Source organism: Brucella pecoris (assembly GCF_006376675.1).
Lineage (GTDB): Bacteria > Pseudomonadota > Alphaproteobacteria > Rhizobiales > Rhizobiaceae > Brucella > Brucella pecoris.
Window position 1 is genome coordinate 80162 of record NZ_VEWK01000010.1, and the last position, 12909, is coordinate 93070.

The window sequence follows — 12909 nt, forward strand, 5'->3', positions numbered from 1 at the left end:
AGGTGACAGTACGCCTGCGCGGCCATCATCTCCTTTGCATGCTGACTTATGTCGGCAAAGGCTACAGCCCGGCTTTCGTCGAAAACTACGACAGGATTGCCGGGCGGTTGAGCGAAGGGGAAGATATCCTTCTGGTCGATGGCCCGGACGACATATGCGCGCCCCTGCTCTGCGGGGGCGATTGCCATTGTTACGAAGCGAGCATCCGTGAGCGTGACCGGCTGGCATTGGAGGCCGTGGGGGAACTTTTCGGCCAGACGCTCTCTACGCAGAAGGCTTTTGAACTCGACACGGAGCGCCTTGTCGTAATGCGCAACGCTTTTGCAAAAGGCGCATTGCGCAAAGCCTGCGAGCGGTGCGAATGGTCGGACCTCTGTACAAGAATTGCCACGGCAGACCAGTTTCACGGCGTTAAAATAACAAGGCCACCCGTCTCGGGATGAGACGGGTGGCCTCCTTGCATACCGCCTTTTATTGCTGGTTCTTGCGCTTTCGCCGTACCAGCATGTTGAGCGCCTCAACCAGCGCCGAGAAGCCCATAGCAGCGTAGATATAGCCCTTCGGCACATGGAAGCCGAAACCATCGGCAATCAACGTCATACCGATCATCAGCAGGAAGCCCAGCGCCAGCATGACGATGGTCGGGTTCGCCGCGATGAACCGCGACAACGGATCGGCTGCAAGCAGCATGACGGTAACGGCTGCGACCACGGCGATCACCATGATGGCGATCTCGTCGGTCATGCCGACGGCGGTGATGATCGAGTCGACCGAGAAAACCAGATCGAGGATAAGGATCTGAACAATGGCGGCGCTCATGGTGAGCTGGGCCACTTTGCCGCCGATATTCTCCTTGCCGTCATCGGGATCAACCGTGTGGTGGATTTCCTTGGTCGCCTTCCAGACAAGAAACAGTCCACCAGCAATCAGGATGATGTCACGCCAGGAGAAGCCGTGGCCGAACGCCTCGAAGATTGGGTCCTTGAGCTGGACGATGATCGAAATGGTGAAAAGGAGCGCCAGACGCAGAATGAGCGCCGCACCGATACCGATACGGCGTGCGCGAGCCTGCTGCGAAGCGGGCAGCTTGTTGGTCAGGATCGAGATAAAGATCAGGTTGTCGATACCGAGGACGATTTCCATCGTCACCAGCGTAACCAGCGCCGCCCAACCGGCGGGGGTTGAAAGAAACCCCAGATACTCAGTGAAAAAATCCATTAAACTGCGTCCCCTTGCAAAAAAACTCGTTGCAAGGAGATAAGAACTCGCAAGGTCTGTTCAACTGGCTGAAACAGGCTGGCCTATGATAGCGAGCAGGTTATAGATAACATCATACTTCAGAGTAAAATAAGACGTTATCGCCAGAATGCCGGAATGGTTTCTTCCAGATGCGCACCGATGCGCAAGGGAGCAATCTTTTCGGCAAGCCCCGTACGGTCTGAAATCTCTATACCCACACCGCAGATGGTTGCAGGGCCGTTGGCTGCCTCAAAGCGCCCTTTCGGCACCTTCGACAGGAAACGGTTGAGTGGCTCTTCCTTGTCCATGCCGAGCGAGGAATCGTAATCGCCGCACATGCCTGCATCGGACATATAGGCTGTGCCGTTGCGCAGTATCTGGCAGTCTGCCGTCGGCACATGCGTATGCGTTCCAACAACGGCGCTGGCGCGGCCATCAACGAAGTGACCGAAACACTGCTTTTCACTTGTCGCTTCGGCATGGAAGTCGAAAAAGACCGCGTCGGCTTGCTCGCCGAGCGGACAGGCTTCCAGAATTTTTTCGGCCGCGATAAACGGATCGTTGAGATCGGGATGCATGAACACCCGGCCCATGACGTTCGAAACCAGAACGCGGGCGCCGTTCTTGGCGATATAAAGCCCCTCGCCTTTTCCGGCCGTCCCTTTCGGGAAATTTGCCGGGCGCAAAAAGCGATCCTCGCGCCTGGAGAAATCCAAAGCCTCGCGCTGATCCCACACGTGGTTGCCCGTCGTGACGACGTCGGCACCCGCACGAATGGTATCGTGAAAAATCTCTTCCGTAATGCCAAAACCGCCCGCGGCGTTTTCGCCGTTGACGATGACGAAGTCCAGCTTCAGATCGGAAATCAGCCCCGGCAGCTTTTCATAAACTGCGGTACGGCCCGACCGGCCCACCATATCACCAAGAAAAAGCAATCTCATGAGACTGCCTTATAAACCTGCGCCAAGCGAACGCAAGCCGCTCTCGGTCAGGATCTGATCGAGCGCAATATCGTGCGGCTCATCGGGCACACGCTCGACCTCCTGGCAGTCAAAGGCCATGCCGATCAGAAGCGGCTGCAGGCCGCGCTCCGTGAAACGCGCCAGCGCGCGGTCGTAATGTCCCGCACCGTAGCCAAGCCGATGTCCGCGCCGGTCAAAGCCCGCAAGCGGCATCAGCATGATCGCTGGGTCAACCAGTGGTGCATCTTCTCCGGGGCCCATCGTGCCGAAACCCGTCTGACGCAATCGGGCATCGGGCAGATATTCGCGAAAGGCAATCGTTTCCTTGTCCAGAACAACCGGGAGGCAGAGCCGCGCGCCTTTGGCACGAAGGGCCGACAACAGCGGGCGCGGGTCGATTTCGGAACGGATCGGCCAGTAGCCTGCGATCAGCGTACCTTTGGGAACGTCGATCGCGGTTTCACCCTTTTTGGCTGCAGCCAGGGAAGCCTCATAATGAAAGCGGGGATCAAGCGCATCGCGAACTGCCAGAATCTTGCGCCTAAGCTCCTGCTTTTCCAGACCGGGGCTACGCTCCGTCGCCGTCATTCCAAGCCACTCCCTACTGCCATGTTTCATCATGCAGTGGAACCGCATTGAGCCGATCCGTCAAGTGATCCCGCCCGCCCTTTGCGCGATCTTCTCTGAACGGTCGCGAATGACCTTCAAAACGACGCCGTGGAAGTCGTTCAGGAACAGTCTGCCCCACAGATCACAGTAGAAATCGATCGGAGTTGCGATCTGATAACGGGTTGTCAGTGTGAGACGCGTATGGCCGTTCGCCAGCGGTTCGAGACGATAATCCCCTTGCGCAAGCTTCAGATAGGAGCTGTCGACCTTGATATGCGCTTCAACCTCGGGCGGTATGGAACCCGGACCGAAGCGGAAATCCCACGCCAGAAGCCGGTTTTCCTCCCACTGGGTCACGATTTCCTGAAAGTTGACACCATGTGTCCACTGCAAGTCGCGCACCGCGCCGATGCCTGTGCCGTTCAGCCTTGCGTCCACCGGCTGCGGCACGCCAATTATACCATGGCTGAATGTCCACGACAGCTCGTCGGGGCGCACATTGCGGATTTCAACCGTTTGCTGCCAGACGACTTCCGGCGCCGCCGCGATCTCGACCACCGTCGTCACAGCACCATCATGGGGGTTGTAGGACATTTGAAGTTCGGCTGGCAGAACAAGTAGCGGCAGCGCGATCACCAGCGTCGTTGTGCGACGCGAGCGAAACTGCCGGATGATCCACAAGGTCACAGCCGAACCGAGTGCCGAAAACACCATGAAGAATGGAGCGGCCATGACCACGCAAATCCCGGCTTCATGGAAAAGGATCATACTGGTGACGACAAGCCCGGCGATGATGGCCCATCCCATACGGACATGCCGCCACAGGCTCTTTTGGGCACGCGGGTCGGAAAGGCTGGAAGCAAGACTGGCGACAGCCATCGGCAGCAGCATCAGCCCGGCAATGACGGGCATCGCATTCACATAGTGGCGCGACCAGATCATGATATAAAGCAGAAGACCGTAGATGAATGCGATGGGTATCGCGACGGCCAGTCTTTCAGATGAATCGGGTAGTGCTGATTGGGGAGAAGTCATAAAAAAGCGCGAACTGTTGAGATTCACGCATGTTTACGAACAAATTGTCCGCCAGATCAAGCTCTTAACTATCCTGCGAAAGCCTGAACAAAGAAAGTGGCGACCACGACGACCGATGGTAGTGATTGATCCCGGGAACCTACAAAGTAGGTGGGCGCCATATGCGAAAGCCCGCAAGCCTTCACAGGGACAGCTCCCTTAGAGATCAATAAGGCCCCGGGGATGCTGTTACACCTGTCGGGAAGCGCAGTTCGCCAAGAGCCAATATAGTACCTGCCCAACAGGAACACCAGTGGCTTGCACCGGCTCAACAGGAAAACTTTTCAGAAAAATCCAAAACAGGATTAGCTGCTTCTCGGTGCAATGCGTGAAGCCACCTGCTCGATGCGCGATGCCACATCCGACAGCATGCCGGTCAGGGCGGCATCGTTGCTATCGGCGCGACCAAGCGCTTCATCGCGTGCACGGCGGAGCGTTTCGACTTCGCTCTCCAGACCGTTGATGCGCTTCTGCATCTCGGCCATCTCGTCCATGACCATGATCCCGGCCATGACGGTCAGGCGCAGATCACCGATTTCCCCGAAGGAGGTTTTGAGATGCGTGACATATTGGTCGAAACGGTCGGCAAGCCCGGACAGGTGCTCTTCCTGCCCTTCGTCACAGGCCATACGATAGGCCTTGCCATCGATGGTAACGGTTACTGTCGCTATGATAGCCTCCTATCGGTCCAGAACGGCGCGGATTGTCTCCATCGCTGTCACAAGGCGGCGCGAAACTTCGCGGTTTGCAGCTTCCAGCCGCTCGGCACGTGCTTCCGACTGATCGAGTTCCTGGGCGAGACGGCTGCGATCCGCATTCATACGCTGCACCTCCTCCTCGGCCTCGGCGAAATCGCCTTCCTTGTCCAGCCGCAGATCGACCGCTTGTTCAAGCGTATTGAGTGCCTTTTCCAGCCGTTCCAAGACTTGCCTGAGGGTCGTTTCGGGTGCCATCCATATCCTTTCCAATGCCAATTCTTGGGCCAATTCGCGGGCCAAACCTGGGTATCGAATCGCGCCTGCGGGACGGGCATCTTTGAAAAGATTGTAATAATCGCCCGTCAGATAAGCAACAAATGAGGGGCTTATGTGAACGTTCATGCACCGTTATCGGTGCAAAAACGGCTTTTCGGTGATTGTTCTACAGCTTTCCACACAACTCAATCGATTAGTCGCGGACAGTTTATTGCCCAAAACTCATCGGTTTATTGACTCCTTATACGCAGGTGCTATGTGTCCCGGTGCCTTCTGGAGCGTGATCCCGAAACGCATGACGCCGTTTTGGATACGGATCGTGCTCAGGCAAAGGCATCGCCGCAACCCCGTTAACCCCTCCCAAGGAAAGACGGCTGAGACCATGACCAATTCCGACAAACAAAACCAGATGGCCAACGCAATCCGCTTCCTCTCTATGGACGCGGTCGAGAAAGCCAATTCGGGCCATCCCGGCCTGCCGATGGGTGCAGCCGATATAGCGACGACGCTTTATTCCCGTTTCCTCTCGCACGACCCGCAGAACCCGCATTGGCCGGATCGCGACCGTTTCGTGCTTTCTGCAGGTCACGGCTCGATGCTGCTTTATTCGCTGCTCTATCTTTCGGGCTACGAAGACATCACCATCGACGAGATCAAGAATTTCCGTCAGCTCGGTTCGCGCACGGCAGGCCACCCGGAATACGGTCACGCCGCCGGTATCGAAACGACGACCGGTCCGCTCGGACAGGGCATTGCCAATGCGGTTGGCATGGCGCTTTCCGAACGCATCCTCAATGCACAGTTCGGCGACAGCCTCGTCAACCATTACACCTATGCAATTGTCGGTGACGGCTGCCTCATGGAAGGTATCAGCCAGGAAGCCATCGCGCTTGCCGGTCATCTGAAGCTGAACAAGCTGATCGTGTTCTGGGATGACAACAACATCTCGATCGACGGCCCGGTCACGCTTTCCGACAATACCGACCAGCCTGCCCGTTTCGCCGCTTCCGGCTGGAACACCATGGCTGTCGACGGTCATGACCAGGATGCGATTGCCAAAGCTATCGAACTGGCCAGGGTTTCAGACCGCCCGACGCTGATTGCCTGCAAGACGACCATCGGCTTCGGCGCACCGAACAAGGCCGGCACCAACAAGGTGCACGGCTCGCCGCTCGGTGCCGAAGAAATCGCTGCAACCCGCAAGGCGCTCGGCTGGAGCGCGGAACCTTTCGTCGTTCCGGCAGAAGTGCTGGACGGTTGGCGCGTGGCAGGTCTCAATGCCGCCAAGAAGCGTCAGGAATGGGAAAAGCGCTTTGCTGCTGCCGACGCGGAAACCCGCGCCGAATTCGAGCGCCGGATGCGTGGCGACCTGCCTTCGAACTTCGATGCAACCATCATCGAATACAAGAAGAAGCTTTCCGCCGACAAGCCGAAGGTCGCAACCCGCAAGTCTTCGGAAATGGCTCTGGAAGTCATCAACGGTGTCGTGCCGGAAACTATCGGCGGTTCCGCTGACCTCACCGGCTCCAACAACACCAAGACGAGCCAGACCAAGGCCATAACGCCGGAAGATTACGGCCAGCGTTACGTCCATTACGGTATCCGTGAACACGGCATGGCAGCAGCCATGAACGGCATGACGCTGCATGGCGGTCTGATCCCTTACGGCGGCACTTTCCTGACCTTCTCGGATTATTGCCGCCCGGCCATGCGTCTTTCCTCGCTGATGGGCATCCGCGTCGTTTACGTCATGACGCACGACTCCATCGGTCTTGGTGAAGATGGCCCGACCCACCAGCCGGTCGAGCAGCTTGCCGCCTTGCGCGCCATTCCGAACCACAATGTGTTCCGCCCTGCCGACGCTGTCGAAGCGGCTGAATGCTGGCAGATTGCCCTGCAATCGAAGAAGACGCCGTCGACGATGGCTCTGACCCGCCAGAACCTGCCGACGGTCCGCACCGAACATCGCGATGAAAACTTGTCCGCTTTCGGCGCCTATGAACTTGCTGCGGCAAGCAAGGATGCCAAAGTGACGATCTTCGCGACCGGCTCGGAAGTGGAAATCGCGCTCAAGGCCCGCGACCTGCTGGAAGGCAAGGGCATTGCCACCCGTGTCGTTTCCGTTCCTTGCTTCGAGCTTTTCGAACAGCAGAGCGACGCTTACAAGACGGCAACCATCGGCGATGCACCGGTCAAGGTGGCCATCGAAGCGGCAATCTCGCTCGGCTGGGAACGCTTCATCGGCGAAAACGGCATATTCATCGGCATGAAGGGCTTCGGCGCATCAGGCGAGATCAACGATCTCTACAAGCATTTCGGCATCACGGCAGAACATGCCGCCGAAGCTGCGGAGAAGAAGCTCAACGCCGCATGATTTAAAGGAACGCCGGCGTCGCAAAAACGCCGGCGTTTGAGTTTCCATTCCAGTTCGGTCGGACGAATCCTGTTCGATTTGTACGTTCCAATGGACTTTTGAAGCACTGCATGTGCAGTACCCTACCGGGAGATTAAGAGAAAATGGCAGTTCGCGTCGCAATTAACGGTTTTGGCCGCATCGGCCGCAACATCCTTCGCGCCATCGTTGAGTCGGGCCGCACCGATATTCAGGTCGTCGCCATCAACGACCTTGGCCCGGTGGAAACCAACGCGCATCTTCTGCGTTATGACAGCGTTCATGGCCGTTTCCCCAAGGAAGTAAAGGTTGCAGGCGACACCATCGACGTCGGCTACGGCCCGATCAAGGTTCACGCCGTCCGCAATCCGGCTGAACTGCCGTGGAAGGAAGAAGGCGTCGACATCGCTCTGGAATGCACTGGCATCTTCACGTCGCGCGACAAGGCAGCGCTTCATCTTGAGGCTGGTGCAAAGCGCGTCATCGTTTCGGCTCCTGCCGACGGTGCTGACCTTACGGTGGTCTATGGCGTCAACCACGACAAGCTGACCAAGGACCATCTGGTCATTTCGAACGCTTCGTGCACCACCAACTGCCTTGCGCCGGTGGCTCAGGTTCTCAACGATGCTATCGGCATCGAAAAGGGCTTCATGACCACGATCCATTCCTACACAGGCGACCAGCCAACGCTGGACACCATGCACAAGGATCTCTACCGCGCACGCGCAGCAGCCCTTTCCATGATCCCGACCTCGACGGGTGCGGCCAAGGCTGTCGGCCTCGTTCTGCCTGAACTGAAGGGCAAGCTGGACGGCGTTGCCATCCGCGTTCCGACCCCGAACGTCTCGGTCGTGGACCTGACCTTCATCGCCAAGCGCGAAACGACTGTCGATGAAGTCAACAACGCGATCCGTGCAGCCGCCAATGGCCGCCTCAAGGGCATCCTCGGCTACACCGACGAGAAGCTTGTCTCGCACGACTTCAACCATGATTCCCATTCCTCGGTCTTCCACACGGACCAGACCAAGGTTATGGAAGGCACCATGGTGCGCATCCTGTCGTGGTACGACAATGAGTGGGGCTTCTCGAGCCGCATGGGCGACACCGCTGTCGCCTTCGGCAAGCTGATCTAAGCCTCCGATCATGTTTCGCGCCCTTCTCCCCACCGTCGCGCGCTGGCGTCCGCTGGAAGGAGAAGGGCTCGAACATCTCGATATCGGGCCCACCGGCCGCTCGATCCGCGCCGAAAGCGTGGTGATCGGAGAACGCGGCGGAAATCCTTATGGCGTGCGCTACAGCATCAACTGTAACAGTGCCTGGCATGTCCTCCATTTCCTGATCGAAACCACATCCGGCCATCGGCTGGAGCTTGTTTCCGACGGCGACGGCCGCTGGAACACGATGGCGGGCGATGCATTACCCGAGTTCGACGGCTGTATCGATATCGATCTGGCAGGAACGCCTTTCACCAACACCTTGCCGATCCGCCGCCTTGGTCTCACACCGGAAAGCGGCACCGTTCAGCTCGACATGCTTTACGTACCGTTTGACAGTTTCCGTCCGCTGCGCGACCAGCAGCGCTATACCTGTATCGAGGAAGGCAGGCGCTACCGCTACGAGGCAGCCGACCGCACCTTCACCGCCGAATTGCCCGTTGACGAGGACGGGCTTGTTACCGACTATCCAACCCTTTTCCGGCGCCTGCCTGTTTGAGCAATCCCTGCTCCTCCGGCTCCTGAAAGACAGTTCTGGGAGAACGATCATGAGTTTCCGCACTCTCGACGATGCCGACGTCAAATCCAAGCGCGTACTGGTCCGCGTCGACCTCAACGTGCCAATGGCGAACGGCGAAGTCACCGACCTGACCCGTATCGAACGCATCGTTCCGACCATTGCCGAACTTTCCAAGAAGGGTGCAAAGGTCATTCTCCTCGCCCATTTCGGTCGCCCCAAAGGCGTTGCTTCGGACGAGAATTCGCTCAAGCATGTTGTGAAGCCCCTCGCCAAGGTGCTGGGACACGGTGTGCACTTCGCAGAAGACTGCATCGGCGACAAGGCCAAGGCTGCCGTCGATGCGCTGAAGGACGGCGATGTCCTGCTTCTGGAAAACACCCGTTTCCACAAGGGCGAGGAAAAGAACGATCCGGAATTCGTCGCGGCTCTGGCCGCCAATGGCGATCTCTACGTGAACGACGCGTTTTCGGCTGCCCACCGCGCCCATGCCTCGACGGAAGGCCTGGCACACGTCCTGCCCGCCTATGCTGGTCGCGCCATGCAGGCCGAACTTGAAGCGCTCGAAAAGGGTCTCGGCGATCCGGCTCGCCCGGTAGTGGCCATCGTCGGCGGCGCCAAGGTTTCGACCAAGCTCGACCTCCTGTCGAACCTGATCGAAAAGGTCGATGCACTCGTCATCGGCGGCGGCATGGCCAATACTTTCCTGGCTGCACAGGGACATGATGTCGGCAAGTCGCTCTGCGAGCACGAACTGGCCCACACCGCCCGCGAAATCATGGCCAAGGCTGAAATCACAAAATGTGCAATCATCCTGCCTGTCGATGCTGTCGTGGGCTGGCACTTTGCAGCCGACACGCCGAACAAGACCTATGGTGTAGATGCCGTACCAAGCGACGGCATGATTCTCGATGCGGGCGCACTTTCAACTGACCTTATCGCTTCGGCCATCGACGATGCAGCAACGCTCGTCTGGAACGGTCCGCTCGGCGCGTTTGAACTGCGCCCGTTTGATACTGCGACGGTCAAGACCGCAAAGCATGTCGCAGCCCGCACCAAGGCAGGCAAGCTGGTTTCGGTCGGCGGCGGCGGCGATACGGTTGCCGCGCTCAATCATGCCGGCGTTGCCGACGATTTCACCTATATCTCGACCGCAGGCGGCGCCTTCCTCGAATGGATGGAAGGCAAGCCTCTCCCCGGCGTCGATGTGCTGAAGAAGTAATGCGATAAATCATGTTCCCATAAGCCCGGTTGATACCGGGCTTATTTTTTGGGTGTCAGTTTCAAAAGCCGCCCCGGATTGTCGTCCTCGATCAGCCAGATGGCCCCGTCGGGGTCGAAAGCCACATCGCGGATACGGTTTTCCATTTCAAAGCGCTCGGCTTCGTCCGCCTTGCCGTCCTTGTCGATCACGACACGCACCAGCGACATGACCGAAAGCCCTCCTATCAAAGCCGAACCACGCCATTCGGGGAACATGTCTCCCTCGTAAAAGGCAAGCCCGGCTGGAGCGATAACCGGCGTCCAATACACCATTGGCGGCTCGAATTCGGGACGTGTACTATGGCGCGGGATGGGCCTGCCGCTATAATTGTCGCCATTCGAGACAACGGGCCAGCCATAATTGAGACCGGGCTTGATGAGGTTGAACTCGTCGCCGCCGCGCGGCCCCATCTCATGCTCCCACAGTTTTCCATCGGGACCGAAGGCCAGCCCATACGGGTTGCGATGACCAGTCGACCAGGTCAGTGCCCGCACACCTTCCGCGTCAGCATGTGGATTATCCTTGGGCGCGGAACCATCCAGATTCATACGGAGAATTTTCCCCATGGGCGCTGCATCGTCCTGCGCGGTTGCAGGCAACATGCGGTCGCCCACCGAAAAGAACAGATGCTTGCCATCGGGCGCAAACGCAATAATGCCGCCCGGTTGACCGCCACGAGCCGCCACATCCTGTTTCCAGATTGTGGTCCTATCCTTCAACGCTGCCTTGCCGTCTCCTTCCTCCAGAACCGCGCGTGCCAGAACGACGCTGCTGCCATTCTGCGCCGGTTCGTTATAGGAGAAATAGACTGCCTTGCTCTTTTCGAAATCCGGAGCCGGCGTAATATCAAGAAGGCCGTTCTGGCCGCCAAAAGCGACTTCCGGCACACCACCAACGGCAATTTTGTCGCCTGATTGCGTGACGATGAAAATCTTGCCGCTCTTTTCGGTGAGTAGAAGTCTGCCATCCGGCAAAAAGGCAATAGCCCAGGGCGTATTGAATTCGGCAACCGATATTACCGTAAACGGAGCATCGGCTTCGGCTTGCCTGCCACCGGCATTGATGCTCTCAGCCGAAGCTTTCAGCAACGGAAGGGCAACCATTGATGCAGCCAGAACGATCGGCAGGCTCAAAAGAGCGCGTCGCATATCTCCTCCTCAAATCTGGACAATGGAAAACAGGCTGGTTTTCTCACTGGTTTCTTACATGGGGTTTGAGACGCGGATATCAAAACGGGTTTCGACAAAAACTGCGATAGCCAATCCGACAGCCCTTAAGAAAACTTACCTCACCTAAACCGTTTGAAAAATATTTCAAACGTTTCAACGACTTGCGCTCGCCATAGTTTTAACCAACACTCCCAAAATCTCTGACAGAAGGAGCATTGCGAATGACCGAACGTCTTGAAGATATTGCGATTGCACTGGTGGCAACGGGCAAAGGTATCCTCGCCGCCGACGAAAGCTCGGGCACCATCAAGAAGCGCTTTGACGCCATCCCCCTCGCCTCGACGGAGGAAACGCGCCGCGACTATCGCGAAATGCTGTTCCGCTCGGACGACGCGATGAAGAACTATATTTCGGGCGTCATTCTCTATGATGAAACAATAAGGCAGAAGGCCAAGGATGGTACATCGCTTGTTGAAATCATCCGCAAGGCAGGAGCCATTCCCGGCATCAAGGTCGATGCGGGCGCAAAGCCGCTAGCAGGCTTTGAAGGTGAAACAATCACGGAGGGGCTGGACGGTCTGCGCGAACGGCTCAATGACTATCACGCGCTTGGTGCACGTTTCGCCAAATGGCGTGCGGTGATTTCCATTTCGGATGGCCTGCCCACATGGGGCGCGGTGAAACAGAATGCCCAAGCGCTCGCCCGCTATGCAGCGCTTTGCCAGGAGGCGAACATCGTCCCCATCGTCGAGCCGGAAGTGTTGATGGACGGCAAGCCGGGCAATCACACAATCGACCGTTGTTACGAAGTGACGGAATGGGTTCTGAAAACCGTCTTTACCGAACTCTACGATGCCCGCGTCAGGCTGGAAGGCATGATCCTGAAGCCAAACATGATCATTGACGGCAAGAACGCCCGCAAGGCTTCCATCGAGGAAGTGGCAGAGAAAACCGTTCGCTGCTTCCGCAATACGGTCCCGGCAGCGGTGCCCGGCATCGCCTTCCTTTCCGGAGGCCAGACCGGCGAGGAAGCGACAGCCCATCTTTCCGCGATGAATGCAGGCTTCGACATGCCGTGGAAAATGACTTTCTCCTATGGCCGTGCCCTGCAAGCAGCAGCGCTGGAAGCCTGGGGCGGCAAGGATGAAAATATCGCTGCCGGTCAGCGCGCTTTCGCACATCGGGCAAAGATGAACGGTCTGGCTGCAACCGGCGGCTGGAAAAAAGATCTCGAAAAGGCGGCCTGACTTGCCTTGAAAAACAAGAGCCCGGCCATTTCAGCCGGCTTTTCGTCAGCCCTCGTGCAGGTGGACCCCCACTGCCAATGCCATGATCAATATGGCAATGGCTGCAATCTTCCAGAAATCACCGCGCCGCTTCAGTCCCGGCAGGCCAAGCGGTTTGATGATGTGCAGTCCCATCAGAAGAACAAGCAGCACAGGCAGGATTTTGGTCACAACTCACCTCTCTGCCTCCTTGTGGCGCAGACGGGCCA

General features: G+C 57.7%; 14 protein-coding genes and 1 other RNA gene. 6 read left to right on the plus strand and 9 right to left on the minus strand.

Features of this window, described 5'->3' with window-relative positions; translation table 11 throughout:
• Positions 1–2: 2 nt before the first annotated feature.
• Entirely contained in the window at positions 3–443 is a 441-nt protein-coding gene (locus FIB18_RS17610; RefSeq protein ID WP_140021950.1) for a DUF1284 domain-containing protein, read from the plus strand.
• A 28-nt stretch (positions 444–471) separates the two neighbouring features.
• Here FIB18_RS17610 and FIB18_RS17615 read toward each other — a convergent pair whose 3' ends face one another.
• The 7 genes from FIB18_RS17615 to FIB18_RS17645 form a co-directional block, all read right to left on the minus strand.
• The gene (locus FIB18_RS17615) at positions 472–1218 is read right to left on the minus strand and encodes a TerC family protein (RefSeq protein WP_140021951.1); all 747 of its coding nucleotides are present in this window, start codon (positions 1216–1218) and stop codon (positions 472–474) included.
• A 137-nt stretch (positions 1219–1355) separates the two neighbouring features.
• Positions 1356–2180, minus strand: coding sequence for a TIGR00282 family metallophosphoesterase (locus tag FIB18_RS17620; protein ID WP_140021952.1), 825 nt, complete (start codon positions 2178–2180; stop codon positions 1356–1358).
• Between the two features lie 9 nt (positions 2181–2189).
• The gene (locus FIB18_RS17625; protein ID WP_140021953.1) at positions 2190–2789 is read right to left on the minus strand and encodes a 5-formyltetrahydrofolate cyclo-ligase; all 600 of its coding nucleotides are present in this window, start codon (positions 2787–2789) and stop codon (positions 2190–2192) included.
• A 60-nt stretch (positions 2790–2849) separates the two neighbouring features.
• Positions 2850–3845, minus strand: a complete 996-nt coding sequence (locus tag FIB18_RS17630) for an SRPBCC family protein (protein ID WP_140021954.1) — start codon at positions 3843–3845, stop codon at positions 2850–2852.
• Positions 3846–3942: 97 nt separating this feature from the next.
• Positions 3943–4101, minus strand: a non-coding RNA gene (gene ssrS, locus FIB18_RS17635) — 6S RNA.
• Between the two features lie 88 nt (positions 4102–4189).
• Positions 4190–4555, minus strand: a complete 366-nt coding sequence (locus FIB18_RS17640) for a cell division protein ZapA (RefSeq protein WP_105542674.1) — start codon at positions 4553–4555, stop codon at positions 4190–4192.
• 9 nt (positions 4556–4564) lie between these two features.
• On the minus strand, positions 4565–4837 hold the full coding sequence (locus FIB18_RS17645) for a DUF4164 domain-containing protein (RefSeq protein WP_010661399.1): 273 nt from the start codon (positions 4835–4837) through the stop codon (positions 4565–4567).
• Between the two features lie 403 nt (positions 4838–5240).
• On the opposite strand from FIB18_RS17645, the gene tkt reads away from it, so the two are divergent.
• The 4 genes from tkt (at position 5241) to FIB18_RS17665 (ending at position 10203) form a co-directional block, all read left to right on the plus strand.
• Complete coding sequence (tkt, locus tag FIB18_RS17650) at positions 5241–7232, plus strand: transketolase (RefSeq protein WP_140021955.1); 1992 nt, start codon at positions 5241–5243, stop codon at positions 7230–7232.
• Positions 7233–7375: 143 nt separating this feature from the next.
• The gene (gene gap / locus FIB18_RS17655; RefSeq protein WP_140021956.1) at positions 7376–8383 is read left to right on the plus strand and encodes a type I glyceraldehyde-3-phosphate dehydrogenase; all 1008 of its coding nucleotides are present in this window, start codon (positions 7376–7378) and stop codon (positions 8381–8383) included.
• Positions 8384–8393: 10 nt separating this feature from the next.
• The gene (locus tag FIB18_RS17660) at positions 8394–8963 is read left to right on the plus strand and encodes a putative glycolipid-binding domain-containing protein (protein ID WP_140021957.1); all 570 of its coding nucleotides are present in this window, start codon (positions 8394–8396) and stop codon (positions 8961–8963) included.
• Between the two features lie 49 nt (positions 8964–9012).
• Positions 9013–10203, plus strand: coding sequence for a phosphoglycerate kinase (locus FIB18_RS17665; protein ID WP_140021958.1), 1191 nt, complete (start codon positions 9013–9015; stop codon positions 10201–10203).
• A gap of 41 nt (positions 10204–10244) precedes the next feature.
• On the opposite strand, the gene FIB18_RS17670 is transcribed toward FIB18_RS17665, so the two are convergent.
• On the minus strand, positions 10245–11393 hold the full coding sequence (locus FIB18_RS17670; RefSeq protein WP_140021959.1) for a PQQ-dependent sugar dehydrogenase: 1149 nt from the start codon (positions 11391–11393) through the stop codon (positions 10245–10247).
• Positions 11394–11635: 242 nt separating this feature from the next.
• Here FIB18_RS17670 and FIB18_RS17675 point away from each other — a divergent pair, with 242 nt between their 5' ends.
• Positions 11636–12661: a class I fructose-bisphosphate aldolase gene (locus FIB18_RS17675; protein ID WP_140021960.1), complete on the plus strand. Its 1026-nt coding sequence runs from the start codon at positions 11636–11638 to the stop codon at positions 12659–12661.
• Positions 12662–12706: 45 nt separating this feature from the next.
• Here FIB18_RS17675 and FIB18_RS25015 read toward each other — a convergent pair whose 3' ends face one another.
• Complete coding sequence (locus FIB18_RS25015) at positions 12707–12871, minus strand: hypothetical protein (RefSeq protein WP_168436410.1); 165 nt, start codon at positions 12869–12871, stop codon at positions 12707–12709.
• Between the last annotated feature and the right edge of the window lie 38 nt (positions 12872–12909).